At 63.3% G+C, this 24,618-nt stretch carries 30 protein-coding genes and 2 tRNA genes; 19 read left to right on the top strand and 13 right to left on the bottom strand.

The window, feature by feature from the left end; translation table 11 throughout:
• Nucleotides 1-5: 5 nt before the first annotated feature.
• The 4 genes from BRPE64_RS05995 to BRPE64_RS06010 form a co-directional block, all read right to left on the bottom strand.
• The gene (locus tag BRPE64_RS05995) at nt 6-215 is read right to left on the bottom strand and encodes a dodecin (protein ID WP_016345155.1); all 210 of its coding nucleotides are present in this window, start codon (nt 213-215) and stop codon (nt 6-8) included.
• Nucleotides 216-464: 249 nt separating this feature from the next.
• The gene (locus tag BRPE64_RS06000; RefSeq protein WP_044041298.1) at nt 465-956 is read right to left on the bottom strand and encodes a hypothetical protein; all 492 of its coding nucleotides are present in this window, start codon (nt 954-956) and stop codon (nt 465-467) included.
• A gap of 339 nt (nt 957-1,295) precedes the next feature.
• Nucleotides 1,296-1,739 carry a large conductance mechanosensitive channel protein MscL gene (gene mscL, locus BRPE64_RS06005; RefSeq protein WP_044041299.1) on the bottom strand — a complete coding sequence of 148 codons (444 nt, stop codon included), beginning with the start codon at nt 1,737-1,739 and terminating at the stop codon, nt 1,296-1,298.
• A gap of 172 nt (nt 1,740-1,911) precedes the next feature.
• Nucleotides 1,912-3,297, bottom strand: a complete 1,386-nt coding sequence (locus BRPE64_RS06010; RefSeq protein ID WP_016345158.1) for a DUF2252 domain-containing protein — start codon at nt 3,295-3,297, stop codon at nt 1,912-1,914.
• A 232-nt stretch (nt 3,298-3,529) separates the two neighbouring features.
• Between BRPE64_RS06010 and glgX the strand changes: the two genes are divergently transcribed.
• Entirely contained in the window at nt 3,530-5,740 is a 2,211-nt protein-coding gene (gene glgX, locus BRPE64_RS06015) for a glycogen debranching protein GlgX (RefSeq protein WP_016345159.1), read from the top strand.
• Nucleotides 5,741-6,090: 350 nt separating this feature from the next.
• On the opposite strand, the gene BRPE64_RS06020 is transcribed toward glgX, so the two are convergent.
• From BRPE64_RS06020 to BRPE64_RS34045, 3 genes are all read right to left on the bottom strand, one after another.
• Nucleotides 6,091-7,308 (bottom strand): tetratricopeptide repeat protein, encoded by a 1,218-nt coding sequence (locus BRPE64_RS06020; protein ID WP_016345162.1) that lies wholly within the window; start codon nt 7,306-7,308, stop codon nt 6,091-6,093.
• Between the two features lie 145 nt (nt 7,309-7,453).
• A complete protein-coding gene (locus BRPE64_RS06025; RefSeq protein WP_044041300.1) occupies nt 7,454-8,134 on the bottom strand; it encodes a PspA/IM30 family protein in 681 nt (226 codons plus the stop codon).
• Nucleotides 8,135-8,425: 291 nt separating this feature from the next.
• Nucleotides 8,426-8,827 (bottom strand): plasmid mobilization protein, encoded by a 402-nt coding sequence (locus BRPE64_RS34045; protein WP_016345164.1) that lies wholly within the window; start codon nt 8,825-8,827, stop codon nt 8,426-8,428.
• Nucleotides 8,828-9,325: 498 nt separating this feature from the next.
• Between BRPE64_RS34045 and BRPE64_RS06035 the strand changes: the two genes are divergently transcribed.
• Nucleotides 9,326-11,905 (top strand): penicillin-binding protein 1A, encoded by a 2,580-nt coding sequence (locus BRPE64_RS06035; RefSeq protein WP_016345165.1) that lies wholly within the window; start codon nt 9,326-9,328, stop codon nt 11,903-11,905.
• 89 nt (nt 11,906-11,994) lie between these two features.
• Here the strand turns inward: BRPE64_RS06035 and BRPE64_RS06040 are convergent, their stop codons facing one another.
• The 3 genes from BRPE64_RS06040 to BRPE64_RS06050 all read right to left on the bottom strand — a co-directional run bounded on the left by BRPE64_RS06040 (nt 11,995) and on the right by BRPE64_RS06050 (nt 13,321).
• Nucleotides 11,995-12,426 (bottom strand): copper chaperone PCu(A)C, encoded by a 432-nt coding sequence (locus BRPE64_RS06040; protein ID WP_016345166.1) that lies wholly within the window; start codon nt 12,424-12,426, stop codon nt 11,995-11,997.
• A gap of 7 nt (nt 12,427-12,433) precedes the next feature.
• A complete protein-coding gene (locus tag BRPE64_RS06045; protein WP_044042006.1) occupies nt 12,434-12,796 on the bottom strand; it encodes a copper resistance CopC family protein in 363 nt (120 codons plus the stop codon).
• Nucleotides 12,797-12,922: 126 nt separating this feature from the next.
• Complete coding sequence (locus BRPE64_RS06050) at nt 12,923-13,321, bottom strand: DUF2946 domain-containing protein (protein WP_044041301.1); 399 nt, start codon at nt 13,319-13,321, stop codon at nt 12,923-12,925.
• Between the two features lie 210 nt (nt 13,322-13,531).
• Here BRPE64_RS06050 and BRPE64_RS06055 point away from each other — a divergent pair.
• The 3 genes from BRPE64_RS06055 (at nt 13,532) to BRPE64_RS06065 (ending at nt 14,725) form a co-directional block, all read left to right on the top strand.
• Nucleotides 13,532-13,608, top strand: a tRNA-Met gene (locus BRPE64_RS06055).
• A 239-nt stretch (nt 13,609-13,847) separates the two neighbouring features.
• Nucleotides 13,848-14,345 carry a heme-degrading domain-containing protein gene (locus BRPE64_RS06060; protein ID WP_016345169.1) on the top strand — a complete coding sequence of 166 codons (498 nt, stop codon included), beginning with the start codon at nt 13,848-13,850 and terminating at the stop codon, nt 14,343-14,345.
• 41 nt (nt 14,346-14,386) lie between these two features.
• Nucleotides 14,387-14,725, top strand: coding sequence for a DMT family transporter (locus tag BRPE64_RS06065; RefSeq protein WP_044042008.1), 339 nt, complete (start codon nt 14,387-14,389; stop codon nt 14,723-14,725).
• 9 nt (nt 14,726-14,734) lie between these two features.
• On the opposite strand, the gene BRPE64_RS06070 is transcribed toward BRPE64_RS06065, so the two are convergent.
• Nucleotides 14,735-15,136: a hypothetical protein gene (locus BRPE64_RS06070; RefSeq protein ID WP_016345171.1), complete on the bottom strand. Its 402-nt coding sequence runs from the start codon at nt 15,134-15,136 to the stop codon at nt 14,735-14,737.
• A 313-nt stretch (nt 15,137-15,449) separates the two neighbouring features.
• On the opposite strand from BRPE64_RS06070, the gene BRPE64_RS06075 reads away from it, so the two are divergent.
• The 6 genes from BRPE64_RS06075 to BRPE64_RS06100 all read left to right on the top strand — a co-directional run bounded on the left by BRPE64_RS06075 (nt 15,450) and on the right by BRPE64_RS06100 (nt 18,751).
• The gene (locus BRPE64_RS06075; protein WP_016345172.1) at nt 15,450-15,722 is read left to right on the top strand and encodes a hypothetical protein; all 273 of its coding nucleotides are present in this window, start codon (nt 15,450-15,452) and stop codon (nt 15,720-15,722) included.
• A complete protein-coding gene (locus BRPE64_RS06080) occupies nt 15,719-16,075 on the top strand; it encodes a hypothetical protein (protein WP_016345173.1) in 357 nt (118 codons plus the stop codon). The genes BRPE64_RS06075 and BRPE64_RS06080 overlap by 4 nt, the downstream gene beginning before the upstream one ends.
• 180 nt (nt 16,076-16,255) lie before the next feature.
• Nucleotides 16,256-16,540, top strand: coding sequence for a DUF1488 family protein (locus tag BRPE64_RS06085; protein ID WP_044042009.1), 285 nt, complete (start codon nt 16,256-16,258; stop codon nt 16,538-16,540).
• A gap of 189 nt (nt 16,541-16,729) precedes the next feature.
• Nucleotides 16,730-16,912 carry a hypothetical protein gene (locus tag BRPE64_RS06090; RefSeq protein WP_044041302.1) on the top strand — a complete coding sequence of 61 codons (183 nt, stop codon included), beginning with the start codon at nt 16,730-16,732 and terminating at the stop codon, nt 16,910-16,912.
• Nucleotides 16,913-16,961: 49 nt separating this feature from the next.
• Complete coding sequence (locus BRPE64_RS06095; RefSeq protein ID WP_232519196.1) at nt 16,962-17,645, top strand: TetR/AcrR family transcriptional regulator; 684 nt, start codon at nt 16,962-16,964, stop codon at nt 17,643-17,645.
• Entirely contained in the window at nt 17,642-18,751 is a 1,110-nt protein-coding gene (locus tag BRPE64_RS06100) for an enoyl-CoA hydratase/isomerase family protein (protein WP_016345177.1), read from the top strand. The genes BRPE64_RS06095 and BRPE64_RS06100 overlap by 4 nt, the downstream gene beginning before the upstream one ends.
• Nucleotides 18,752-18,826: 75 nt before the next feature.
• Here the strand turns inward: BRPE64_RS06100 and BRPE64_RS06105 are convergent, their stop codons facing one another.
• On the bottom strand, nt 18,827-19,255 hold the full coding sequence (locus tag BRPE64_RS06105) for a hypothetical protein (RefSeq protein WP_016345178.1): 429 nt from the start codon (nt 19,253-19,255) through the stop codon (nt 18,827-18,829).
• A 157-nt stretch (nt 19,256-19,412) separates the two neighbouring features.
• On the opposite strand from BRPE64_RS06105, the gene dusA reads away from it, so the two are divergent.
• From dusA to BRPE64_RS06135, 6 genes are all read left to right on the top strand, one after another.
• A complete protein-coding gene (dusA, locus tag BRPE64_RS06110; protein WP_044041303.1) occupies nt 19,413-20,417 on the top strand; it encodes a tRNA dihydrouridine(20/20a) synthase DusA in 1,005 nt (334 codons plus the stop codon).
• Nucleotides 20,418-20,549: 132 nt separating this feature from the next.
• Nucleotides 20,550-20,625, top strand: a tRNA-His gene (locus tag BRPE64_RS06115).
• Nucleotides 20,626-20,761: 136 nt separating this feature from the next.
• Nucleotides 20,762-21,016, top strand: coding sequence for a hypothetical protein (locus BRPE64_RS06120; RefSeq protein ID WP_044041304.1), 255 nt, complete (start codon nt 20,762-20,764; stop codon nt 21,014-21,016).
• A gap of 110 nt (nt 21,017-21,126) precedes the next feature.
• A complete protein-coding gene (locus tag BRPE64_RS06125) occupies nt 21,127-21,429 on the top strand; it encodes a hypothetical protein (protein WP_044042010.1) in 303 nt (100 codons plus the stop codon).
• Nucleotides 21,430-21,462: 33 nt separating this feature from the next.
• Nucleotides 21,463-21,858 (top strand): DUF5594 family protein, encoded by a 396-nt coding sequence (locus BRPE64_RS06130; protein ID WP_016345182.1) that lies wholly within the window; start codon nt 21,463-21,465, stop codon nt 21,856-21,858.
• A 100-nt stretch (nt 21,859-21,958) separates the two neighbouring features.
• Nucleotides 21,959-22,162 carry a hypothetical protein gene (locus tag BRPE64_RS06135; RefSeq protein ID WP_044042012.1) on the top strand — a complete coding sequence of 68 codons (204 nt, stop codon included), beginning with the start codon at nt 21,959-21,961 and terminating at the stop codon, nt 22,160-22,162.
• 42 nt (nt 22,163-22,204) lie between these two features.
• On the opposite strand, the gene BRPE64_RS06140 is transcribed toward BRPE64_RS06135, so the two are convergent.
• Nucleotides 22,205-23,236 carry a methyltransferase gene (locus tag BRPE64_RS06140; RefSeq protein WP_016345184.1) on the bottom strand — a complete coding sequence of 344 codons (1,032 nt, stop codon included), beginning with the start codon at nt 23,234-23,236 and terminating at the stop codon, nt 22,205-22,207.
• Nucleotides 23,237-23,490: 254 nt separating this feature from the next.
• On the opposite strand from BRPE64_RS06140, the gene BRPE64_RS06145 reads away from it, so the two are divergent.
• Entirely contained in the window at nt 23,491-24,228 is a 738-nt protein-coding gene (locus BRPE64_RS06145; RefSeq protein ID WP_016345185.1) for an SDR family oxidoreductase, read from the top strand.
• Between the two features lie 60 nt (nt 24,229-24,288).
• Nucleotides 24,289-24,612 carry a putative quinol monooxygenase gene (locus tag BRPE64_RS06150; protein WP_044042013.1) on the top strand — a complete coding sequence of 108 codons (324 nt, stop codon included), beginning with the start codon at nt 24,289-24,291 and terminating at the stop codon, nt 24,610-24,612.
• The last annotated feature ends 6 nt before the right edge of the window (nt 24,613-24,618 follow it).

Below are 24,618 nucleotides of genomic sequence, written 5' to 3' on the forward strand. Positions count from 1 at the left end.
GCGCGTCAGTCGTCGATGCGCAGTCCCACCTTGATCGTCACCTGCCAGTGGAGGACCTTGCCGTCCTCGATATGACCGCGTGTTTCGACGACTTCGAACCAGTGCATGTTGCGCAGCGTCTTCGATGCCTTCGCCAGCGCGACGCGCACGGCGTCGTCGCTCGATTGCGGCGAGGAGCCGGTGAGTTCGATCTGCTTGTAGACGTGTTCCGACATGGTGTTCTCCTTGTAATGATGAGATCGGCCGAGAGCGACGGCTTCGTCGCGGAAAGCTTGCGATGTCGATACAGCAAGGCGCGCGCCATCAACGGTACGAGCGCGTGGCTTTCATTAAAGGATAGGAAAGCGCGGCGGAGTAGTGGGGGTTTGCGCGCAGTGAAAGAATCTCGCGCCCAAGAACGCGCCGGGCCTCGATTTCGAGGCCCGTGGATCGCGTGGAATGTATGAAAGCGTCTGAGAGAAGAATCAGCGCAGCGGTCGCGACGCGGCATCGCCCGCGTCCTGACGGCGCGCGCCGCGGCGCCTGCGTGCCGATACGGTCGCGCCGAATTCGCTCAGGATCTGCGCTCGGGCGCGGCTCGCGAAGACCAGAAAACCGAAACCATTCGCCTCGTACCAGTACCCGCCGTTTTCCAGTCCGTCGAGCGGCTGTTCGAGCGCGTTGGTGATCGATTCGACGCAGCGCCGGTGCAGCTCGTCGATGGCCGGATACGGCGGCTGCGCGCCGCGCACGCTGCATAGCAGGACATCGAGTCCCGGCAGAACATGCGCGTAGAGCACCGGCTCGTCCTGGGCGCGCGCCCGGGCGATCTTGGTATCCAGTTGACCAAACGGCCTGAAATGCCTCAGCACGGCGAGAAAAGACTCGTCGCCATCGGCCTTCACGCGTTTACGCTTTTTCGGGAAGGACATAAAAACTCGCCTGAAAAAGAATTGCAAGAAACGCTGCGTCCTCATGCGGCCACTCCCGTCTTGCGCGCCGCACGTCGATCTTTTATAGCGCATCGATGTGAATAGGTCACGGTGATTCGGGCCAATGATTGTTGCGACCGGCTTCTGCCGATGCACGCTCCTGGCGCACGATTCGTGCCGATGACCGTTTGGCGGCCCGCTTGGCATCCCTCTGAGCATCTATCTCAATAATAGTCCTGCTGCTACCCGCGCGAATAGCTTTCGTAAAGAAAAAAGCGGGGGGGCGCACCAACGGGTGGGTGCATTCATCGCAGACCCGCGCGCCCGGCGCGGGTTCCCGCGATGATGCCTGGTTCTGACTACTTGATTGGCGGGTTTGCCCGGCTAGACGCGCGGCGCGTTCTTGAGTTCGTCGCGAATTTCGCGCAGCAGCAGCACGTCTTCCGGCGTCGCGGGCGGCGGCGCGTTTTCCGACGGCTTGCGCAGGTTGTTGATGAACTTGACCATCAGAAAGATGATGAATGCCAGGATGATGAAGTTGATCAGCACGGTAATGAACGATCCGTAGCCGAACACGGCGACACCCGCCGTCTGCAGGTCTTTGTATGAATCGGGATTACCTTTGAACGTTGGCGGTATCGGTCCGAGCTTGATGAAGAGGTTGGAAAAGTCGAGGCCGCCGGTGGCCAGGCCTACCACCGGCATGATCAAATCTTTGACGACGGAATTGACGATCGTCGAAAAGGCGCCGCCGATGATGACACCGACTGCAAGGTCCATGACGTTGCCCTTCAGGGCGAAGTTCTTGAATTCCTCGATCATGCTCATGCGCGGCTTCCTCCAGTTGAAGTTCGAGACGGGTTTTTGCGGGCTAAGCGGCAGCAAGGGCTATGCCATTGGCGCATCCGCGAAACGTGCGTGCATGCGCGTTTCATTGCGGGCGTCCGTCAATGATAGTCAATTCGACTGCGGGCCGCCGGGCGTGTGCCTGCGGGTGACTTCATGCCGTCTTGACCCGGCCTGCGCTGATCGCCGCGCAGAATGCGGCATGGTCCGCCACCGTCTGCGAACCGTAACGCTCGGCCCATGATGCATAGGCGGCATCGAGCTTGTCCGAGTTGCCGCAATATCCCGCGATGAGCGCGGCGTCGCCGGTCCGCGCATGGGCGCGCGCGAGCAGAAGACCCAGACACCACGCGTAAAAATCGAAGGTCGCGCCGTGCAGCCAATCAACCGGAATCGAGCCGCGGATCTGCTTCATCTGGCGTACGTAGAAATCGCGGCCAGAGATGGTTGTCCAGCCGAGCAGGGCGTCGGACGAACTCTGCATGAGCCGCTGGCCATGCACCACGCGCCGCCCTTGATGGCGCAGCGGCTCTGGCAGCGGCGGCACGAAGGGCGCGGCGGCGGGCACGATGCCTTCCTTCACCTGAATGAACAGCGGATCGCCGAGCGCGCGGCTCTGCATCAGCACGAGATAGGCGCGCGTGCCGACGCTGCCCACGCCGACCACCCGATGCGCGACATCCACCACGTCATAGCGTTCGAGCATCATGCGCCACTCGCCTGCGATCGTCTGCAGATACGCGCCTAATCCGTCGATGACATGGTTTTTCTCGGCTGCGTCGAGTTGCGTGAGAATCGGCGGATCGACCTTGAAGCGATAGCTCTTGCCCGCGGGTTCAGCCATTTTCGCGAGCATCGTCGCGTGGGAGCGCTTCATGGCCCGCTCGACCGTGCGCTCGATGGTGGCTTTTTCCTCGGCATTCAGGCGCGTCGGCGCGTCCATGTGCAGCGCGCTCGCGTACGAGCGCAACTGCCAGAGATCGTACGGGCTCACTTGCCAGAGACCGGCCATGGTCGTGCGATACGCCGCGCACGCCGAGCGCACGGCGCGCTCGCGTCCGGCGGCATCGACACCGTTCTCGCGCGCCGCGACGTTGATGCTCGCCGTCAGCCGCTTCAGGTCCCATTCCCACGGACCGACCAGCGTTTCGTCGAAGTCGTTCAGATCGAACACGACGTCCTGACGCGGCGTGCGAAACAGGCCGAAATTGTTGATGTGCGCATCGCCGTCGATGATCACGTTGTGCCCGATCGACGGCGAGCGCGCGAGATCCCACGCCATGACTGTCGCCGAACCGCGCAGGAACGCGAACGGCGACTCCGCCATGCGCTGCATGCGCAGCGGAATCAGCCGCGCCTGGCGGCCCGCGTTGCCCGCCAGTACGCGCTCGACGGGGTCCGGCCGGTCCGCCTCGGGCGTCCAGCCGGCATGCGCTTCGAAGGGCACGGCGTCACGCATGGCGCGGCCGTGTGCGCGGCTTTCCTCCGCCGTGCCGGTGATCTGGAAATGCGTCGAGCCGGAACCGGGGCGCGTGGACAAGGCGTGTTCTCCCTGGATGATGAGAGGGCGCATCGAGCGTGCAGGAATGTTTTACACGCGATAAGAGCAGCACGCGCCAGAGCCTGGTCGCTCAGGTCCGCCGAGCAATCCGCACGCCGAATCTGCTCACGGGCACGCGAAATGCTTGCCGAGGTCCGCTGGCGCCGCCAGGCCTCGCAATGCCGCCGAATCCATCCGACGCGTCGCGTCAACCAATCGAATACATCATCTCATGCCGAACGAACTCCGCATTGCCGAAGGCTCCCCGTTTCCGCTCGGCGCGACCTGGGACGGAAAAGGCGTGAATTTCGCGCTGTTTTCCGCGAACGCGACCAAGGTCGAACTGTGTCTCTTCGACGAGAAGGGCGAGCAGGAGACCCAGCGCATCGAACTGCCCGAATACACCGATGAAGTCTGGCACGTCTACGTGGACGGGCTCAAACCCGGCACCGTCTACGGCTATCGCGTGCATGGCCCGTACGAGCCGGAAGCCGGACATCGCTTCAATCCGAACAAACTGCTGCTCGATCCGTACGCGAAGGCGCACGTCGGCACGTTGAAATGGGACCCGGCCTTGTTCGGTTACACGATCGGCGCCGAGGGCGACGATCTCACCTTCGACGAACGCGACAGCGCGCCCTTCATGCAGAAGTGCGAAGTCGTCGACCAGACTTTCAGCTGGACGCACGCGACGCGCGTGCGCGTGCCCTGGGAGCACACGATCTTCTACGAGACACACGTGCGCGGCTTTACGAAGCTGCATCCGGCGATTCCTGAGCACATGCGCGGCACGTTCGAAGGGCTCGGGCAGAAGGAAATCGTCGAGTACATCAAGAGCCTCGGCGTGACCTCGGTCGAACTGATGCCGATCCAGACGTTCGTCAACGACAGCCATCTGCTCGACAAGGGTCTGACGAACTACTGGGGCTACAACACCATCGGCTTTTTCGCCGCCGATCCGCGCTTCTTCGCGCGCAACTCGGGCGCCATCGCCGAATTCAAGGAAATGGTCGACCGCCTGCACGAAGCCGGTCTCGAAGTGATTCTCGACGTCGTCTACAACCACACGGCCGAGGGCAACGAACTCGGCGCGACGCTGTCGTTCAAGGGTATCGATAACGCGTCGTACTATCGGCTGATGCCCGACGAGCCGCGCTACTACATCAACGATACTGGCACGGGCAACACGCTCAATCTCTCGCATCCGCGCGTGCTGCAGATGGTCACCGACAGCCTGCGCTACTGGGTGACCGAGATGAATGTCGATGGTTTTCGCTTCGACCTCGCGACGATCCTCGGCCGCGAGCCCTACGGTTTCGACGAAGGCGGCGGCTTTCTCGACAGTTGCCGGCAAGACCCGATTCTGTCGAGCGTGAAGCTCATCGCCGAACCGTGGGACTGCGGGCCGGGCGGTTATCAGGTGGGCGGCTTTCCGCCGGGCTGGGCAGAGTGGAACGACCGTTATCGCGACACGGTGCGTGGTTTCTGGAAGGGCGACGAGGGCGAAGCGCCTGAACTCGCGACGCGCATGACCGCATCCGGCGACAAGTTCAACAAGCGCGGCCGCAGACCGTGGGCGAGCGTCAACTTCATCACGGCGCACGACGGTTTCACGCTGAACGATCTCGTCTCATACAACGAGAAGCACAACGAGGCGAACGGCGAGGACAACAAGGACGGCCATTCGGACAACAAGTCGTGGAACTGCGGCGCGGAAGGCCCGACCGACGACCCGGAGATCCGCGCGCTGCGCGAGCGCCAGAAGCGCAATCTGCTCGCGACGTTGCTGTTCTCGCAAGGCACGCCGATGGTGCTCGCGGGCGACGAATTCGGCCGCACGCAGAAGGGCAACAACAACGCGTACTGTCAGGACGACGACATCAGCTGGGTGAACTGGGACATCGACGAAGACGGCCACGCGCTCACCGAGTTCGTGCGCAAGCTGACGACGCTGCGCCATACGCTGCCGGTGCTGCGACGCCAGCGCTTTCTCACCGGCGAATTCCGCGACGAATTGCAGGTCACCGACGTCAAATGGCTGAGCCCGAGCGGCGACGTGCTCACGCAGGAGCAATGGGACGATCCGAACATGCGCTGCTTCGGTCTCGTCATCGACGGACGGGCGCAGGCGACGGGCATCCGCAAGCCGGCATCGGACGCGACGTTGCTGCTCGTCTTGAACGCGTATCACGACGTGGTCGATTTCACGCTGCCCGATATTCCGGGACCGGACGAATGGATCTGCCTGATCGACACGAATGCGCCGATCCGCGAGGAACTGGGCGTGTTCGATTCGCACAACGTGTATCAGGTGACGGGCCGGTCGTTGCTGCTGTTCGCGCTTCAGCCGCGCGGCGCGACGCGACGCATTTTCAAGCGCCTCGAAGAAGCGCTCACGGACGAGATCCCGCCCGAGGACGGCGAGAAGCCGGCGGCGGGCTGATTCGGGCCGCGTCGCGCGAGCGGGTATCATGCGGTTTTGCAATCACATCGAAGGCGGCGCGAGCCGCCTTCTTTTTTCCACGATGGCCGTTTCATCCATGCACGAACGCGCGCCGCTGCGCCGCCGCGCGGTCCCGCCGGCATGATCCTGAATGTGCTGCTGCGCGTCGCGAACTGGGATCAGCTCGAACGCATCTGGGAATTCATCATTGGCTTCTTCAAGTTTTTGTGGAGCCTGCTGCGCTTTCTGGGCGGCGGCTGAACTTGTTCGAACGATGTCTCCGAAATGACGAAGGCCCCGCGAGCGGGGCCTTCGTTTAGTGCGCGTGCGACGGCATGTTGGTGCCGGTATCAGGTATCGCGCCAGCCGTCGTCGTTGCTGCCGAGATCGAGGCCGCCACCGCCGCTGCCGTCGTTCCAGTCGTTCGAGCCGTTGCCCAAGTCGAGGCCGCCGCCGTTGTTGCCGAAATCGAGTCCGCCGCCATCGTTCTGCACCGGGCGATCGACGAGCACTTCGCGCTCGATCACGCGTTCACGCCCATTCGACAACGCCTGGCCGAGCAGCACGCCGGTCAGCATTCCGCCCATACCGCCGCCAAACCCGCCGCCGCCCTGCTGGATGATGACGGGCGGCTGCTGCCCCTGTTGCGGCGGATAAGGTCCATTTGGCGGATACGGCCCTTGCTGCTGATACGGCTGCTGGCCGCGTCCGAAGCGCTCGGCTTCCTGCGCATACGGCGAGTCGCTCTGCGCGTTGGCTTGTGCCGCATTCGGGTCCGGGCGTCCCTCGGCGCGCGCCTTCAGACTCGCGACCTGATTCTCCAGATCCTCGATAGCGTAGGGCGGCACCGGATTCTTCGAATTCGACAGCGACTCGACCATCTGCCGCAATTGCGTTTCCGCGCCTTCGACGTCGCGCAGCAGCGCTTCGTGACCGGGCGCGGTGGAGAGCCGTACGTCGAGCTTGAGCGTGCGTACGTCGTTCAGCAGTTCAGTCGCGCGCTTGATCTGCGCGAGGCGATCGCCGCCGGCGCGGTCATCGTCGCGTGCGCGGGCGCGGCGCAGTCCCCAGCGCAACACGAGCGCGATGGCGCCGATCAGCACCGCGAGTCCGATCCACGCGCCCATGCCGATGCCGTGCTTTTCAGCCGGCGCCGCCGACGCCCGCGGATTGCCCTGATTGAATGGATTCTGCGCAGTGGTTGCATTCGAGCTGTTATCCGAACGCGGCGATATGCTGGCCCGCGTGGCGTCCGACTGAATGCGCGCCTGCGTGGCCGCGAAACGCGACGGATCGGTGAAACTCAGCGAAGGATCGAGCGATTTCGCTTGCTGCAGATGCGACAAGGCATCGCTGTAACGGCCTTCGCGATCGAGCACCTGCGCGTACAGATAATGCGCGTGCGCGTTCTTCGGATGCGCATCGAGCACTTCGCTCAACTGCGAGTCCGCTCTTTGCCAGTTGCCCTGCGTCATCGACTGCTCGACCTGCTGCGCCGTCGGCACAGCGAACGCGAGCGGCGAAGCGAGCGACAGCGACAACGCCAGAGCCGTCAAAATCTTTTTCATGATGCGGGCCGGACGCGATGAACGTCCGTCTCCTGTCGAAGCTGCAAACGGGTGAAGCACTGAGTCATGCTCAAGGTAACGCAATTTCGCGCGGCGCGCGCCGGGTCCGGATGCACGCCGCGCGCGATTTCTCAAATGGCCGCAGTTACTGTGCCGGCGTGTTCATCTGCTTTTTCAGCGCTTCGAGACGATCCTCGACGGACGGACCGCGGTTGAGCGCGGCGAGCTTGTCTTCGAGCGCCTTGCCCGATTTCTGGTCGGCCGAATTCAGGCGCGCATCCGAGCGGGCGTTCGCGAGCTGGATCTTGTCTTCGAGCTTCTGGAAATCTTCCGAAAGATTCTTCCCGCCGATGCCGCCGAGCGCGGTGGCGGCGGTGTCCTTCGCCTGCGCGATCTGCTGCTTCGCCTGAAGGATGTTCGAGCGCGCGTTGAGGTCGTTGCGGCGCTGGCGCATGTCGGCGATCTGCGATTTCAGATGTTCGACCGAGGGCACCAGGGTCTGCAGTTCCGCCGCGAGCGCATCGCGTTCGGTTTCGGCATTGGACTGCGCGGCAAGCGCTTCGCGCGCGAGACCTTCGTCGCCGGACTGCAGCGCGCGCTTGGCGCCGTCTTCATACTTGCGCGCTTTGTCGGCGGCGGCGTCGCGCTTGCTTTGCTGCGTTGCGACCTGCGCCTCGATCTCGATGAGCGAGTTCTCCGCCTTCGCGATGCTGTCGTCGAGCTCACGCACGATCTGGCGTGCATCGCGCGACGGATCCTGCATGGTGTCGGCGGCGTCGTTCAAGAGACCTTTGACCGTGCGGGTGATGGAATCGAAAAGCGACATGTATTTCTCCTGGATGAAAACTGCAGCGTGCGTGCTCTCGCGTGTGCCCACGCGGCTCGAATGTGCGGCGCATCGCGCGGGATTGCAAGCGTCTATGACCTTGAAATTCGATGTGAATGCCCGACCATCGCGCATATACGGGGTATACCCGCTTATTAGATCATGTCGTGGCTTAATCGGGACTTAACGAAGGTTAAGGAGTGTAACGACGTGCGCCATTGGCGCGCCGTACGTTGGAAACGGCGCGCATGGCCGATGCGCGAGGGGAAATGCGAGCGGTCGTGCGCGACGTCAATGACCGGAGCGCGTGCCGTCGGTGAGTGAGGCGTCGCCGCCGTCTTCCTGGCTTGCTTCCGGTTCGATTTCTTCTGCCGATGCCGCGTTCGGCGGCGTGCTGCGCGCTTGGGCGGCACGGCGGGTTGCATTTGCCGCCGCATCACGCGCTTCGCGTGCGGCCGCTTTCAACGCGACGCTTTTCAGTGCCGCATTGAGCGGATCGGGCGTTCTGGGCGCGCGCAGACGGTCGACGATACCCGCGACCTTGATCTGCTCGCTCGTTGCGTTGAAATTCAGCACGGCGCGGCGCATGAGTTCGCTCACGCTGATGCCGAGCGTGTCCGCCGTTTGGCTGATGGCCAGCTTTTGCGCGGGAGTCACGAAAACAACGATGCGTTCGCTGGGTTTGGTCGTCATGAGCGGCTCGCAAACAGTAAGGCGATCGTAACGGGACGAATCGCAACTTCGGTTCATCAAACGGCACGACATCTTTACCGCAGGGTTCGGCGCCGACTCCCGGGAACCTGCAAGGCGTACATCCATCATATCGGTTTGTGCGCGGACGTGGGTGCGGGGCCCCTCGCAACGCAATCGATGAGCATTGCGCAAAAAAGGCGCGCGATCAACGACTTGCCCATTTTCTCATACGGTTGTCCACAAGGCTCTCAACACTTTCTGTGGGCAACCCGACATTACGCGCACGGACGACGACTCACGCGGTGACGGCATTTACTTACAAAAAATTCCTGGCGCTTGTAGCGGTGCGCCCGAATTCTTTAAAATGTGCTGTTACCCTCGGTCGAAGCCGGCCCCGCTCATTTGCTTGTCCCGTCTTTTGCAGTAGCGCCATATCAACGGCGCATCGCAGCGCGGCAGCGCGCGCGCTTTTTTACGGCGCGCCGAACGAACCCAGTCATGCCTATCATCAAACGACCCGATTCATCGAAATCCTCGCGACACGATCGCGAACCCCGCTGGAACGACTCACCCAACGGTTCACGCAACGCTTCGGACGGCCGCGACGGCGGCGGACGCAATGGCGGCAGCGGAGGTCGCGGCGGCAATGGCGGCAACCGTGGCAATGGCCGTAACGACCGCGACGGCGGCGACGGCGGCGGACGCTCCGTGTTCGGGCGCATCGTGCTGTGGTTCGCGGGGCTCGCGGCCATCGGTGTCGTGGTGGGCGCGCTGATCGTCGGTTATGCGCTCGTCGTCATGGAGCCGAATCTGCCGTCGCTCAATGCGCTGATCGATTATCGGCCGAAGGTGCCGCTGCGCGTCTACACGGCGGATCACGTGCTGATCGGCGAGTTCGGCGAGGAGCGCCGCAGCCTCGTGCGCTTCCAGGACATTCCCGACCAGATGAAGAAGGCCGTCCTCGCGATCGAGGACTACCGGTTCTACGATCACGGCGGCGTCGATTTCGTCGGCATTCTGCGCGCGGGCGTGAGCGATGTCTTGCACGGCGGCGCGTCGCAGGGTGCGAGCACGATCACCATGCAGGTCGCGCGGAACTTCTTCCTGTCGAGCGAGAAGACCTACACGCGCAAGATCTACGAAATGCTGCTTGCCTACAAGATCGAAAAGGCGCTGACGAAGGATCAGATTCTCGAGCTGTATATGAATCAGATCTATCTCGGCGAGCGCGCGTATGGCTTCTCGGCCGCCGCGCGTGTCTATTTCGGCAAGGACCTGAAGGACATCACGCTCGCGGAAGCTGCGATGCTCGCGGGTCTGCCGAAAGCGCCGTCGGCATATAACCCGGTCGTCAATCCGAAACGCGCGAAGGTGCGGCAACAGTACATCCTGAAGCGCATGCTCGATCTGAACTACATCACGCGCGAACAGTACGATCAGGCCGCGGCCGAAGAGCTGCGCACAAAATCTGCGGGCACCGAGTACGGCGTGCACGCCGAATACGTCGCGGAAATGGTGCGGCAGATGATGTACGCGCAGTACAAGGAAGAGACGTACACGCGCGGTCTGACGGTCACGACGACCATCGACTCCGCCGACCAGGACGCTGCTTATCGCGCGGTGCGCAAGGGCGTGATGGACTACGAGCGGCGTCACGGCTATCGCGGGCCGGAGGGCAGCATCAACCTGCCGTCCAACGCGGACGACCGCGCCGAGGCGATCGAAGACGCGCTCGTCGACCATCCGGACAACGGCGAGCTCGTCGCGGCGGTGGTCACGGCGGCGAGCCCGAAGCAGGTGACGGCGCAGTTCGTCGGCGGCGATACGGCGACCCTCACCGGCGACGGTCTGCGCTTCGTCGCGGCCGCGTTGCGCAGCAATGCATCGAAGGCGCTCGCGTTGCGGCCGGGCTCGATCGTGCGTCTCATGAAGGACGACAAGGGTACGTGGCAGATCACGCAACTGCCGCAAGTGGAAGGCGCGCTCGTGTCGATGACGCCGCAGGACGGCGCGATCCGTTCGCTCGTCGGCGGCTTCGATTTCAACAAGAACAAGTTCAATCACGTGACGCAGGCGTGGCGTCAGCCGGGTTCGAGCTTCAAGCCGTTCATCTATTCGGCGGCGCTCGACAAGGGACTCGGACCCGCGACCATCATCAACGATGCGCCGTTGTATTTCCCGGCGACGGGCGGCGGCGATGCATGGGAGCCGAAGGACGACGACCAGCCCGATGGCCCGATGTCGATGCGTACCGGCTTGCAGAAGTCGAAGAATCTGGTGTCGATCCGTATCCTCTCGTATATCGGCACGAACTACGCGCAGGACTTCGTGACGCAGAAGTTCGGCTTCGACAAGGACAAGACGCCGCCTTATCTGCCGCTCGCGCTGGGCGCGGGGCTCGTCACGCCTTTGCAGTTGACGGGCGCATATTCGGTATTCGCGAATGGCGGTTATCGCATCAATCCGTATCTGATCGGCGAAGTCGCCGATGCGCGCGGCACGGTGATCTCGCGGGCGAGTCCGCTCATGGCGGGCAGCAACGCGCCGCAGACGCTCGAGCCGCGCAACGCGTACATCATGAACAGCCTGCTGCACACCGTCGCGACACAGGGCACGGGCTCGGGCACCAACGTGCTCAAGCGTAACGATCTGCAAGGCAAGACCGGCACGACGAATGACGCGAAGGACGGCTGGTTCGCGGGCTATCAGAAGCAGCTCGTCGCGGTCGCGTGGATGGGCTACGACCAGCCGAAGACGCTCGGCAGCCGCGAGTTCGGCGCACAGCTCGCGTTGCCGATCTGGGTCGAGTACATGGGACGGGCACTGCGCGGCATTCCGCAGGAGCAGATGGAGAGGCCTGATGGCGTCACCACCGTCGACGGCGAATTGTTCTATGCGGACCGCACGCCGGGCGCGGGCTTCGTCGCGAGTATCGGACTGGACAACACCAACCCAATGGCCGGCGACGCGACGACGATGGGCGGCGTAGGTCCGGCAGGCATGCAGGCTCCGCCTCCGCCGCCGCAAGTCACCACCGACGAGCGCAAGCAGATCATGGATATGTTCAACCGGCCATAGACCTTCGTTGGCCGATGCATGAAAAAAGCGCGCCGGGTGAGAACCCGGCGCGCTTTTGTTTGTGGCTTGAAATCGATGCGTGAGAGCGATCAGTGCCCCATGGCCGCCGGCGATTTCACCGTGCAGTTCACGTTCAGCGTGGTTTTATCCGCGAACGAAAGCGTGAGCGGAATCGTCGAGCCGACCGCGAGCGGCTTGCCCGGGTGCTCGAGCATCAGGTGATAGCCCTTCGGCGCGAAGCTCAGCGTGCCGTGCGCGGGCACATCGACGGAATCGACGGGCGACATCGTCGCCGTGCCGTTCTTCGTATCGGACTTGTGCATCATCGCCATGCCGAATGCAGGCGTTTGCGCGCCGCTGAGCGTCACCGGCTTGTCGCCGTTGTTGGCGAGGGTGAAGTAGCCCGACGACGGCAGGTTCGGCGGCATCGCGCGAACCCAGCAGTCGCGCGCGTCCAGCGTTGCGGCCTGAGCGATGGAAGCGCACGCCAGTGCGCCCGCGAATATGGCGATTTTTTTCATTGTGTTCTCACTTGACGGTGAAGTTGTAGTGACCTTGCGTGCGATGTCCGTCGGCGGCGACCGCGCTCCATTGCACTTTATAGACGCCGGGCTGCAGATTGCCGAGCGCGACGCTCATATGCTTCGGGTCGCTGGCATCGACGACGGATTTCGCGGTGTTGACCTGCGTGCCCTTCGCATCGGTGACGATGATCTTGCTGAAGGTCGGTTCGAGCGCTTCGCCGAATTCGATCGCGACTTCATGCGGCGCGCTGACGGTAGCGCCCGGGCCGGGGTTTTGGAGCTTCGGCAATGCATGGGCGAGCGCGAATTGCGCGGCGCCCGCGAAGGCGAACGCGAGCGCGCCGCGCACAAACGATGATGACTTCATGACGTGTCCTTGCGTGCTCATGGCGGATCGTAGAGCCGAGCGCGCCATGTGTTTAGATGTTCGAATGGATGCCGCCGCTTCGCTTCGCTGGATGCGAGGAGCCAAGCGCATGCGTGCAGATGCGAATCAGGCGAGAGCGGGCGGGGCGCGCGGCTGCGCAGCGCGGATGAGTTCGCGGCGCGGCTGATCGGCGGGATGCTGTGCATCGAACGTGTCGCGCATCCGCAATGCGGCGATGGCCTGATGCGGCGTCGTGGGCGGCGTGGGCGCGTGCGCGACGAGATCGCAATAACCGCAGGCTTGCAGATGACCGAGGGCGTCGTGCGTCGTGTGAGGCGCGCCTGTGCCGGACGTGATGCGCACCGCATGCGTGTCGGATGCGCACACGGACGCAAGCAACGTATCGACGAAGCGTGCATGTTCGAGCGTCTGCGATGCGACGGGCGCGAGCGAAAGCAGCAGCATCGCGCATATCGCCACGATCCCGCCAATCTTCCCGATGATGCTCCGACGCAAATGACGCATGCCGCGCTCGATACGTTGCCGTAGGTTGCCGTTACGTTGATCAAACGATTTTGAGCGAACGATTATGCCATGCGTGCTTTATGACGCTTCGCTCATGGACGGGACGCTTCGACGCAGGCCTGTGATGCGGCGTGCGATCTTTTCTTCGATTAGATCACGTGAGGCATTGCGTTGAGGTAAGTGATGACTTATAATCTTTTCTTCGACGGACGCGGGGTGGAGCAGTCTGGCAGCTCGTCGGGCTCATAACCCGAAGGTCGTAGGTTCAAATCCTACCCCCGCAACCAAAGCTTCAAATTCCGTCCAGTATCTTGCCAAAAAGCCCGGTCACGCCGGGCTTTTTGCTTTTCTGCGCACGCCGCACCGAAGCATCTGCACCTCACGCTCCACACCCCAGCCCCAGGTCGCAATTCCACCGCTCCACGTCCAACTCGCATATCGCGGCATCACCCGCGCATGTCAAAATCCTAAGCCTCGCGCGCATCTTCCCGCCCGCCATTCACGCACTTAAAGGAGTCTCCCGCCCATGGACATTCCCCATCTTCTTCAAGCCATCGCGCATCAGGAACGCACGCTCGTGTTCCCGCAGTTCCACTCCGAACAAGCATGGCAAATCGGCTCGCAATTGCGCGAGATGGCGCTGGCGCGTGGCGCGGCCGTCGTCATCGATGTGCGTACCTTCGGGCGCAAGCTCTTCTACGTCGCGCTCGACGGCACCACGCCCGACAACGCGCGCTGGGTCGAGCGCAAATCCCGCACCGTCGAACATTTTCGACGCAGTTCGTGGGCGCTCGGCCTCACGCTCCAGCAGGCCAACACCACGCTCGCCGAGAAATTCAGCCTCGATCCCGCGGAGTTCGCCACGCATGGCGGCGCGTTTCCCGTGCGCGTGTCGGGTGCGGGCGTGATCGGATCGGTGGCTGTGTCAGGACTCGCGCAGCGCGACGATCATCTGATGGTCGTCGAAGCGCTCTGCGCGGTGCTCGGCGAAAACTTCGGCAATCTTTCGCTCGGCCACGACTGACGCCATCCACGAACGAATACCACTCAAGAAACTCGATGTCGATGCGCTCAACCGCTTATGTGCTCCTCGCAATCGCGATCGTTGCCGAAGTCGTCGCGACCTCCGCGCTGCGCGCCTCCGATGGCTTCACGCGTGCAGTGCCCGCGGCCATCGTCGTCGTGGGATACGGGCTGTCGTTCTATTTGCTGTCGCTCACGTTGCGCGCGTTGCCCGTCGGCGTGGTCTATGCGGTCTGGTCGGGGGCGGGCATCGTGCTCATCACAATCGTCGCGGCGCTGCTCTTCAAGCAGACGCCCGATCTGCCCGCCATGCTCGGCATGGGACTGATCGTCGCGGGCGTCGTCGTGCTCAATGCGTTCTCGAAGATGAGCGCGCATTGACGAGCGCGGCTACTTGCAGCGCACGATCATCGAGCGGTTCTTGACGTTCGCCGAGATCACGTTGGTAATGCCGCCGCCGGTCGGGCCGCCTTCCTCGTTGTCCTTGGACACGATGTCGTAGCCCGTCGCGCCGCATTTCTTGCCGGCAAGGACATAGCAACTTGCCCAGCTCGAGCTGGCGTCCGCGCCGCTGCAATTGACGGCATAGCCCGTCTGGCCATCGGGCAGATTGATGAGCGATGCATCGTTCGACGACGCGCACGCGCCCAAACTCGCGACTACCAGCGTCGCCGCGCTCAACGTCAACGCGCGCAACGCCGGGGCGCGCGTCGCGAAAAAGGTGTTCTGTGTGGCGCCGGCGTGCGCGTCGCGCGCGAAGATCCGGCGCATGCGCCGACCGTGTTCCTTCATCTTTACCTCGTGAGAGCGAATGGCAAGCCGCGCCGCTCATCTCGTGATCGGAGAGGCGCTTTTTCGGGATAGGCATTGTCCCACACGAGTCTTACGCGGTTCGTAAGCGGTTGTTAGCGCCGTCTGACTCGGGCGCGATGCTTGCGAACACAGGAAATATCACGCCACGACAGGACAAACGACATGTCTGCCGAACTATTTTCCGCATTACAAGCCTTAAACATCTGAGTTTTCGGTTGAAATTGCATGTTGCTGGAGGCGTCCCGCATTGCGAAGACGCCGCTTGCGACAGGTGCATCAAGGGAGAAAACACATGGCGGAAAGAGTCACGGGGCCGTATCGCGGCTACTACATCAGCGCGTCGGCGCGGCTCGTGCAAACCCCGGGCCACGACAACGGCGCAGATGGCCAACCGATCTACGTCGCATCCGTCAGCCTCGCGCGCGGCGGCCCGGATGACGCGCATCGCTTCGAAGCGCTCGTCGATCTCGGGCCCGAGCAGCGTTTCGCCACCGAAGACGCGGCGCTCGCGCACGTCGAGCAGGCGGCGCGCGATTACATCGACCGCCTGCTGCAATCGACATGATGCGTCCCGTTCATCTTCGACACGCCGTGCTGTACGACGTCGCCAACTGTCTGATCGATCTCTTCCCGAGCGGCGCGGATGTCGCCGAGATCGGCCTCGACGCGACGCCTTCGCTCTTCGTCAGCTGGCGCACGGGCGGCGTCGCGAATCATCCGGGCAATATCGCGTGGGGCGTGCATTACCGCTTCGACGCACGCGTGCTGCGCGCGTATCCACAGCTTTCCGGCGACGCTCGCGAGCGCGTGTGCGAACGCGTGCGCGAGATGAGCCGTCTGCTCGACTTCAACTACGCCGATCCGCTGGCAAGCTCGCTTCTGGTCGTCGATGTCGACGAAGCCGTGCTCGCCGCCTGAACGCGGTCGGGGCAGGGTGCTGGACCGCGCCGCGCGAGCGCGAGTACCATAGTTGCCGGATCGATTCATGCGAACGTCTGGCTTCGCATCGAATGGGGAAAAAGCAGTGCTTGAACGTCTTCGCGTCGGTTCCGCTCGCATGTGTCGATGCGCCCGCCGCGCCCGAGCTACGAGACAATCATGAATATTCGATTCCTTCCGGACGCGCCCGATTACCGCAGCACCAACCTGACGATCGAATTCGCCGCGCTCGTCGATGGCCGGCGCGTGCCTTGCGCGATATCGGTCGAAGCGCTCGAAGATCATTTCGGCGCGCAGACGTATGACAGCATCGGCTGGATCAGCGCGTTCGATGCCGCGCGGCCGCATATCGAAGCGGTCGCGCGTGAGCATCTGCGTGTGACCAACGGCATGCCCGTGCTGCTCAAGAGCGGGCATTTTCCGCCGGGGCGCGTCGCGGTCTGACGTATTTGCTTCGCTCATTTCCTGCTCGATGCCCCTCTTACACGGCGCGATGTAAGACCTTCCGCGCCTGCGCATGTCGGAGTACCATTTCAAGATTGGCCGCACGCGGTGCGATTCGCTCGGCACATTACTTGCTCAAGGGCATGCGCTTTCCTTGAGCAACCATTATAAAAATCGCGCGGGGTCGTCATGCTGCAGTCCTTCGTTCACTCACTTATCGAATCCAATGCGCTATGGCTCATCTGGGCAGCCCTCGGTGTGCTGATTCTTGCCGTGTGCATCGTGTTTTCCTCCGTCGTGCTGGGCGACACGGAGGAGCCGCTGTACAGCGGGCCGTCGCGCCGGGACGACGACAGCAAGATGACCGTCTGAGCCGTCGCGGCTCGGCCGCGAATTGACTTCGAAAGAAGCGGTGCCGACAATGCCTCGCATGGGACTGCAAGAGCGGCGCACCGAGCAGAGACGCGAGCAGCGTGAGGCGCTGCGCGAGCGCATACTCGAGGTCTCGCGCGAGATCGTGAAACGCGATGGCTTCGCATCCCTCTCGATGAGAAAGCTCGCGGAAGCGATCGATTATTCGCCTGCCGCGCTGTATCTGCATTTCAGGAGCCGCGGCGAGATTGCGCACGCGTTGCGTCTGGAAGGGCACGCACGTCTGCGTGAGGCCTTTGTCGCGCACACGACAATCGCGGATCCCGCCGCGCGACTGAACGCAATGGCGCGCGCGTATGTCGAATTCGGTCTGGCCGAGCCCGAGACATATCGGCTGATGTTCATGGAGCCCGCTACGCTTGCCGACACAGCGGCCAACGGCGCCGACAAGCCCGCCGAGTTCGGCGCGGCAACGCTTTCGCTGATCGCGGACGCGTTCGTCGAGTTGCGCGTGGCCGACCGGCTGCGGCCGCATGCCGTGCCTTCGGCCTGCGCGGAAGGATTGTGGGCGAATTTGCATGGCATCGTCGCGTTGAAGCTGAACGGCGCGACGCTGCCCGAGACGCCGGTGGCGACGCTCGTCGAGCTGTCGCTCGATGCGTGGTCCGCACCGGCGCATGAAACCGAACTTCGCACGTATTCAGCGAACCGACCCGACACCTCAACACGATGACCACCGAAGACATCCGTATCGACTCCGCCAACGGCATCGGCTTCATTGCGCTCGATCGTCCGAAGGCACTCAACGCGTTGACCGCGCCAATGCTGCGCGCGATCAGCGAGGCATTGCGCGCATGGCGCCACGACCACGCGATCCGCGCGGTCGTCGTCTACAGTCCGCACGTGCGCGCGTTTTGCGCGGGCGGCGACATCCGCTTCCTGTACGAATCGGCGAAGGCGGGCGAGCGCGAGGCCATCGACGCGTTCTTCACCGACGAATACAAGCTCAATCACGCGATCTTCACGTTTCCGAAGCCGTATATCGCCGTGGTGAACGGCGTCGTGATGGGCGGCGGCATGGGCATCTCGCAGGGCGCGCATCACACGGGCGGGCTGCGTATCGTCACGCAATCGACCAAGATGGCGATGCCCGAGACGCGCATCGGACTGTTTCCCGATGTCGGCGTGAGCTGGTTTTTGGCGCGCGCGCCGGGCGCGATCGGCCGCTATCTCGCGGCGACGGGCGCGAGCATGGCCGCCGCGGACGCGCTCTATGCCCGCATGGCCGACGCCTTTCTCGACGACGGCGCGTTGCCGGGGCTGATCGAATCGTTGCGGCATCATCGTTTTCTCGATGGCGTGGAGATTGTGCGTTTCGTGCAGGGCGAGACGACGAAGCACAAGGTCGCGCCGATCCCGGAGAGGAGCGAGCTTGCGGCGGGGCGCACGATGATCGACAAGCACTTCGCGACGGGCAACGGCGCGGCGATTCTCGCGTCGCTCGAACGCGAGGCGGAGGGCGGCAACGAGTGGGCGAAGCATACGGCCGCGGAACTGCGCGAGCGTTCGCCGCTTTCGGTGGATGTGGCGCTGCAGCAAGTCGATCGCGCGAAGTTTTCGACGATGGCCGAAACGCTGCGCCGCGATCTCGACCTGACGCGCACGATGTTCGAGCGCGGCGACGTGCTGGAGGGCATCCGCGCGCGCATCGTCGATAAGGACAATCAGCCGCAATGGAAGGTCGCGCGGGCCGAAGACGTCAATGCCGCCGAAATCGATCGCATGTTCGAAAGCGCGTGGACCGCGGCGGCGCATCCGCTGCGGCTTTTGAAGGACTGAAAAACGAAGCGGCCCGTCTGGGCCGCTTTTGCTTCGGACACCGACGCCGCGCTGAATTAGTCGCGGATCAGCGTCTTATTCGCGTGATGCGCTGCCGGCCATGAAGGCGCGCATGAAGACGAGCGCGCCCCAGCCCCAGATCGCGTTGGCAATGAAGTTGGGCGCGAGGCGCGGCAGCATGTTGCCGCTCGGCCAGATGCCGCGGGCCGGATCGATCACGAACGCGCTTACCGCCGTCAGCACGATGCCGCCGAATACGAGTGCGCCGATCCACGGCGCGCTATGGTCCGGCGCGACGCGCAGCAGCCATGCCATCAGCACGCCGAAAACCGAACTCCAGAGCGCATTGGCAATGAATTCCGGGATGCCGAGCGGCAGAAACGGTGCGGTGGAAAAGCCGGCCGGATCGACGAGACCTGCTGCATGCAGAAGCGCCAGGGTCGATTCGCGAAAGAACAGGGCGGCGAGGAAACCGGAAACGAACGGCAGAATGACTTTTTGCATTGGCTAGACCGCTTGAGGCCGCAGGCGCGGTTCTCTTCGATTATCAGGACGAGCGCCATTATAGTGGGGTGGCGGGCACCGATCTGCCGCACTGCGGTAAAATAGCGAGTTCGCCTTATATTCAAGCGGCTCGCGCAAAGCGGGCGCGCCGTCGCCCATGTCAGCCGTATCGAAGATCAGCCCCCGCCGCGTCTCAGTCGCACCGATGATGGACTGGACCGACCGCCATTGCCGCTCGCTGCACCGCCTCGTGTCGCGTCATGCCTGGCTCTACACCGAAATGGTGACGACAGGCGCGCTGCTCTACGGCGACGTCGCGCGTCATCTGGCATTCACGCCCGCCGAGGCGCCCGTTGCGCTGCAGTTAGGCGGCAGCGAGCCGCACGATCTCGCGAGGAGCGCGAAGCTCGGCGAGCAATGGGGTTACGACGAAATCAACCTGAATTGCGGCTGCCCGTCCGAGCGCGTGCAGCGCGGCGCGTTTGGCGCGTGCCTGATGAAGGAACCGCAACTCGTGGCGGATTGCGTGAAGGCGATGCGCGACGCGGTGTCGATTCCGGTGACGGTCAAGCACCGCATCGGCGTCGATGCGGTCGAGGACTACGAATTCGTGCGCGATTTCGTCGGCACGGTAGCCGATGCGGGTTGCGAAGTGTTCATCGTGCACGCGCGCAACGCGATCCTGAAGGGCCTGAGTCCGAAAGCAAACCGCGAGATTCCGCCGCTCAAATACGAATACGCGTACCGGCTGAAGCGCGACTTCCCGCATCTGGAGATTTCGATCAATGGCGGCATCAAGACGCTCGATGAAGTCGAAGAACACCTGAAGCACGTCGACGGCGTGATGCTCGGGCGCGAGGCTTATCACAATCCGTACGTGCTCGCGGGCGTCGATACGCGCTTCTACGGTGCCGATACGCCGATTCCCACGCGCGAGGATATCGAGGCGAAGCTCATCGACTACGCGCGCGCCGAGCTTGCGCGCGGCACCTATCTCGGCGCGGTGACGAGGCATGCGCTCGGGCTGTATCGCGGCGTCGCGGGCGCGCGTGGATGGCGTCGCGTATTGTCGGACAGCCGTCAGCTTGCAAAGGGCGATCTCACGATCTTCGACGAAGCGCGCAGCCATCTGCGCGAGGCCGTGGAAGCGATCGAGTCTTAAGGCATGCGTTTGAGCACGCGTTGCGGAAAAAGATGCTCAAAGGGACTAGGCAAGCGCAATCGTTGTTCGTATAATCTCGCTTCTTGATTGCAACGGCATTTTTTCGAGGCAATCAGGATCGCGGTAACAGTGGTGGCTGTAGCTCAGTTGGTAGAGTCCAGGATTGTGATTCCTGTCGTCGTGGGTTCGAGTCCCATCAGCCACCCCACCGAGAATTCATGCGAAAGCCCAGTCAATCCGACTGGGCTTTTTGCTTTTCGTCGCCTGCGCGTTCGACTTCGCTCGCCCACGCATCGGGCACGCGGCGTGCACATCGAAGCTCTCCCGCTCACGGAAGACCGATCATGAGCCGCCCACGTCTCGCGACAGCCTCCCTCCTGCTCGTTGCCGCCTTCGCTACGCAAGCCGCGCAGGCCCAAACCGCCCGTCCCAACGACAACGCATCGATGGTCAAGCCGCCGGGTGCCCCCGGCGCGCCGTCCGCGAGCGCCACGCGCCCCGACAACCCCGACAACATGCCGGTCAAGCGCCCGAATCCGCCGCAAAACAGCGATCGCATGCTGCATCACAGCCCCGCGAGCGACGCGATAGCCAATTAGCGCGAACCCTGTCAGGCCTGATAAGACCGCCCGCCGAAATCGCCCACCGCATCGACCCCACCGTGCTAGCATCGACGAACCCCCTCCCCACGACGACATTGGAGGCAGCGATGAGCACTTTGGCGATCGACGGCGTGCGCTGGGTCAACGACCGTGTGACGAACGTACGCTGGGGCAGTTTCGATCAGGCGACCAACGACTGGGCCGCGCCGACCACCATCGTGGACGTTCAGCAGGTCGTGGACGCCATCAAGAGCGGCAAGGAAGTGCGCACGCTCTTCACGCTCGGCGGCAGAACGTTCCTCGGCCCGAAAGTGAACGCGCTGCCTTACACGAACGGTCATATCGGCATCGAGGCGCGCGTGCAGGACGGGCAGATCGAAAAATCGCTCGAAGACCTGCCGCCGGTCTGAGCAGGGCAAAAAAGGCGTCGCGGAGAAAAAGCGTTGAATCGGGAACAGGCGCTGCGCTTCGAGGCCGACTTCGTGCCGCGCATCGTCGAGCGTGTGGTGCAGATGGTCGGCTCCGGCGTGCGCGTCGAAATCCTTTCCTATGAAAGTCCCCGCGTGCCGACACGCCTGCACGTGAGCGCCGCGCGTGCACCGCGAACGGACGACGACTCCCCGCGCGGCTATCCGCATCCGCTCAATGTGTTCCTCACGTGGGACGACGAAGAAATCGAACGCTTGCTGAATCCGGGCGGCGAGGCCCGTTTCCTGCGTTATCTCGATGCCATCGGCGTCAAACTCGACGCCTGGCAGGGCGCGCGCGAAGTCGATCTCGCAACGCGTTCGCAGGCGGAAGCATCGGTGCTGTTCGGCGGTCTCGATTTCGAAGCCTGAGCGCGGCGGCATGCAGCCGCCGATTCAATCTTTCCGCGCCCGTATCTGCGGACGAATGGCAGCGCCGGACGGACGCATCACCATGAACGAGGAGGTCGGTATGGCATCGTCGAATGAAGGCAATCTGCGTGCGTTCGTGCAAACCGCGGAACAGGCGGGCGGCTTCGTGTGGGTGATCACGCTCGTCGATTTTGCGGCGCGCGAGGTCAAGCGCGCGCTGGTCTCGGAGGAAAATTTCTCGACCGCCGACGCCGCCCGCGACGCCGGCAACGACTGCCTGAAAGGCATGTCGAACGACCGCTGACGGCGAGCTTGCTGCGCGCGGGCGCGGCTCGCGTGCAGGAGCTTATTTCGTCGCGATGACCATCGAATCCGGGCCGACCAGCGGCTCGACACGCGCCGTCGCGAAGCCCGCTTCCTTCATCCACGCGCAGCATTGCGCACCGGTGTAGTCGAAGCCGCCGGGCGTCTCGATCAGCATATTGAGGCTCATCAAAAGGCCGAACGCGTTGTGACGGCGATCGTCGTCGATGATCGCGTCGTACACAATCAGACAACCGCCCGGCGGCAGCGCCGCGTGGCACTTCGCGAGCAGCGCGCGTTTCTGCTCGAGGTTCCAGTCGTGCAGGATATGGCCCATCACCAGCACGTCCGCCGATGGAATCGGGTCCGCGAAAAAATCACCGGGATAAAACCGCAGCCGGTCCTGCAAGCCGTTCGCGGCGATGTAATCGTCGAAGATCGGCGCGACGACCGGCAGATCGAAACCGCCGCCTGTCAGATGCGGATGCGCCCGCGCCACCTGCACCGGCAGCGCGCCTTGCGCCGCGCCCAGATCGACGAACGTGCCGTATTCGTTCCACGGAAACTGTCGCGCAATGGCCTGCGCCGCGCCCATGCTCACGCCGCTCATCGCGTGAAGAAAGACGCGCAGCCGCGCCGGATCGCTGTAAAGCGTCTCGAAAAGATTGCCGCCATGCTTCGATTCGTTCTGCGGCAAGCCCGTGCGCAGCGCCTCCGTCAACGCGCCCCAAAACGGATAAAGCCGCGAGTTCGCCATCTCGAGCAATCCGCCGACATAAGAGGGCTTGTTGCGATCGAGAAAAATATCGACGTCGGGCGCGTTGGCGTAGCGGCCGTCTTCGCGTGTCAGCAGATTGAGCGCGACGAGCGTATCGAGAAAATCGGCCGCGCCGCGCGGATGCAGTTCAAGCGCCTGTGCAAGTTGCTCGGCCTGCATCGGGCCGTCGGCGAGTTGCGAGAACACGCCCAGTTCAACCGCCGACAGCAGCGCCTTCGATGCCCAGAACGCCATGCCCAGTTGCAGCAGCCGCTCCGGATTGGGCGGCGGATTTCTGTTGCCTTGCGCGTCCGGCATGATGCGCCTCCTGTCGAAACGACAACGAAAGTACGATGAAATCGCGGATAGGCGGGTGTGTAAGCAAGCGGGAAAGGACTGCGTAACTCTAGGAGCCGCTTGCACGCGGATCAAGGCGGAAGTGTTCGCCGCGACACCAAGCAGCAAACACGTTCGATGATTTCGAACGAGTGCGTCAGGCGCATCGCACGGCATCGCGTGAAGGTCCGCCCATAATGGCTTCACACTGATCAACGTTCACAAGGAGAACGGTCATGAATCGCTTCGAAGGCAAGACAGTTCTGGTCACCGGCGGCAACAGCGGCATCGGTCTCGCGACGGCGCAGGCATTCGCCGCCGAAGGCGCACGGGTCGTCATCACGGGTCGCGACGAGGCATCGCTTGCTGCGGCGCGCGAGACGCTGGGCGCGAACGCTATCGCCATTCGCAACGTGACAGGCACGGTGGCCGCGGCGCGCGAACTCGCGCAACGTCTGGCCGACGAGCACGTCCGGCTCGATGCCGTGTTCGTCAACGCGGGCATCGCCACGTTCGCGCCGTTCACCGACATCGACGAAAAGGCATGGGACGAAACCTTCGCGATCAACGTGAAGGGACCGTATTTCCAGATTCAGTCGCTCGCGCCGCTGCTCAACCAGGGTGCGTCGATCGTGCTGAACGGGTCGATCAATGCGCATATCGGTATGCCGATGTCGTCGGTCTACGCAGCCAGCAAGGCGGCGCTCGTGTCGCTCGCGAAGACGCTCAGCGCGGAATTGCTGCCGCGTGGCGCGCGCGTGAACGTGGTGAGTCCCGGCCCGATCGCGACGCCGCTGCACGAAAAGCTCGGTCTCGTCGATGACGCCGCCGCGCAATTGCAGAGCCAGATTCCGCTTGGCCGCTTCGGCAAGTCGAGCGAAGTCGCGGCGACGGTGCTGCATCTCGCGGCGCAGGAATCGGGCTTTATCGTCGGGACGGAAATCGTGATCGACGGCGGCATGAGCCAGCTTTAATTTTTACGGCATGACAGGTCCGGGCCGCAGGTGCGGCGCGGGCGCACCGAGGCTTTCATCATGAGTGACATCATTTCTTTCGTCGTGCGCCTGCCGAGCAAGCCCGAGCATCGCGAGGAACTCGAAACGCGCCTGCTCGACGTGCTCGAACGCATGTCGGACGAGCCGGATTTCATCAACACGTATGTGCACCGCGCGGCCGATGATCCGGACACGCTCGTGCTGTACGAGACGTGGGCGTGCCCGGCCGAGTACTTCCGCGCTAATCACTTGAGCCGGCCGTATCGGCAGGCTTACGAGGCGGAACTGCCGCGGATGCTGGCGCGGGAGCGAAGCATCGACTTTCTGGAGCCGATGCGCAGTTACGAGAAAACGCGCGCCTGATGATGA

Source organism: Caballeronia insecticola (assembly GCF_000402035.1).
Classification (GTDB): domain Bacteria; phylum Pseudomonadota; class Gammaproteobacteria; order Burkholderiales; family Burkholderiaceae; genus Caballeronia; species Caballeronia insecticola.

Coding starts and splice junctions, on each gene's coding strand:
- BRPE64_RS05995 (WP_016345155.1), bottom strand. CDS start 215: ATGTCGGAACACGTCTACAAGCAGATCGAACTCACCGGCTCCTCGCCG.
- BRPE64_RS06000 (WP_044041298.1), bottom strand. CDS start 956: ATGAGGACGCAGCGTTTCTTGCAATTCTTTTTCAGGCGAGTTTTTATG.
- mscL (WP_044041299.1), bottom strand. CDS start 1,739: ATGAGCATGATCGAGGAATTCAAGAACTTCGCCCTGAAGGGCAACGTC.
- glgX (WP_016345159.1), top strand. CDS start 3,530: ATGCCGAACGAACTCCGCATTGCCGAAGGCTCCCCGTTTCCGCTCGGC.
- BRPE64_RS06020 (WP_016345162.1), bottom strand. CDS start 7,308: ATGAAAAAGATTTTGACGGCTCTGGCGTTGTCGCTGTCGCTCGCTTCG.
- BRPE64_RS06025 (WP_044041300.1), bottom strand. CDS start 8,134: ATGTCGCTTTTCGATTCCATCACCCGCACGGTCAAAGGTCTCTTGAAC.
- BRPE64_RS34045 (WP_016345164.1), bottom strand. CDS start 8,827: ATGACGACCAAACCCAGCGAACGCATCGTTGTTTTCGTGACTCCCGCG.
- BRPE64_RS06035 (WP_016345165.1), top strand. CDS start 9,326: ATGCCTATCATCAAACGACCCGATTCATCGAAATCCTCGCGACACGAT.
- BRPE64_RS06040 (WP_016345166.1), bottom strand. CDS start 12,426: ATGAAAAAAATCGCCATATTCGCGGGCGCACTGGCGTGCGCTTCCATC.
- BRPE64_RS06045 (WP_044042006.1), bottom strand. CDS start 12,796: ATGAAGTCATCATCGTTTGTGCGCGGCGCGCTCGCGTTCGCCTTCGCG.
- BRPE64_RS06050 (WP_044041301.1), bottom strand. CDS start 13,321: ATGCGTCATTTGCGTCGGAGCATCATCGGGAAGATTGGCGGGATCGTG.
- BRPE64_RS06060 (WP_016345169.1), top strand. CDS start 13,848: ATGGACATTCCCCATCTTCTTCAAGCCATCGCGCATCAGGAACGCACG.
- BRPE64_RS06065 (WP_044042008.1), top strand. CDS start 14,387: ATGCGCTCAACCGCTTATGTGCTCCTCGCAATCGCGATCGTTGCCGAA.
- BRPE64_RS06070 (WP_016345171.1), bottom strand. CDS start 15,136: ATGAAGGAACACGGTCGGCGCATGCGCCGGATCTTCGCGCGCGACGCG.
- BRPE64_RS06075 (WP_016345172.1), top strand. CDS start 15,450: ATGGCGGAAAGAGTCACGGGGCCGTATCGCGGCTACTACATCAGCGCG.
- BRPE64_RS06080 (WP_016345173.1), top strand. CDS start 15,719: ATGATGCGTCCCGTTCATCTTCGACACGCCGTGCTGTACGACGTCGCC.
- BRPE64_RS06085 (WP_044042009.1), top strand. CDS start 16,256: ATGAATATTCGATTCCTTCCGGACGCGCCCGATTACCGCAGCACCAAC.
- BRPE64_RS06090 (WP_044041302.1), top strand. CDS start 16,730: ATGCTGCAGTCCTTCGTTCACTCACTTATCGAATCCAATGCGCTATGG.
- BRPE64_RS06095 (WP_232519196.1), top strand. CDS start 16,962: ATGCCTCGCATGGGACTGCAAGAGCGGCGCACCGAGCAGAGACGCGAG.
- BRPE64_RS06100 (WP_016345177.1), top strand. CDS start 17,642: ATGACCACCGAAGACATCCGTATCGACTCCGCCAACGGCATCGGCTTC.
- BRPE64_RS06105 (WP_016345178.1), bottom strand. CDS start 19,255: ATGCAAAAAGTCATTCTGCCGTTCGTTTCCGGTTTCCTCGCCGCCCTG.
- dusA (WP_044041303.1), top strand. CDS start 19,413: ATGTCAGCCGTATCGAAGATCAGCCCCCGCCGCGTCTCAGTCGCACCG.
- BRPE64_RS06120 (WP_044041304.1), top strand. CDS start 20,762: ATGAGCCGCCCACGTCTCGCGACAGCCTCCCTCCTGCTCGTTGCCGCC.
- BRPE64_RS06125 (WP_044042010.1), top strand. CDS start 21,127: ATGAGCACTTTGGCGATCGACGGCGTGCGCTGGGTCAACGACCGTGTG.
- BRPE64_RS06135 (WP_044042012.1), top strand. CDS start 21,959: ATGGCATCGTCGAATGAAGGCAATCTGCGTGCGTTCGTGCAAACCGCG.
- BRPE64_RS06140 (WP_016345184.1), bottom strand. CDS start 23,236: ATGCCGGACGCGCAAGGCAACAGAAATCCGCCGCCCAATCCGGAGCGG.
- BRPE64_RS06145 (WP_016345185.1), top strand. CDS start 23,491: ATGAATCGCTTCGAAGGCAAGACAGTTCTGGTCACCGGCGGCAACAGC.
- BRPE64_RS06150 (WP_044042013.1), top strand. CDS start 24,289: ATGAGTGACATCATTTCTTTCGTCGTGCGCCTGCCGAGCAAGCCCGAG.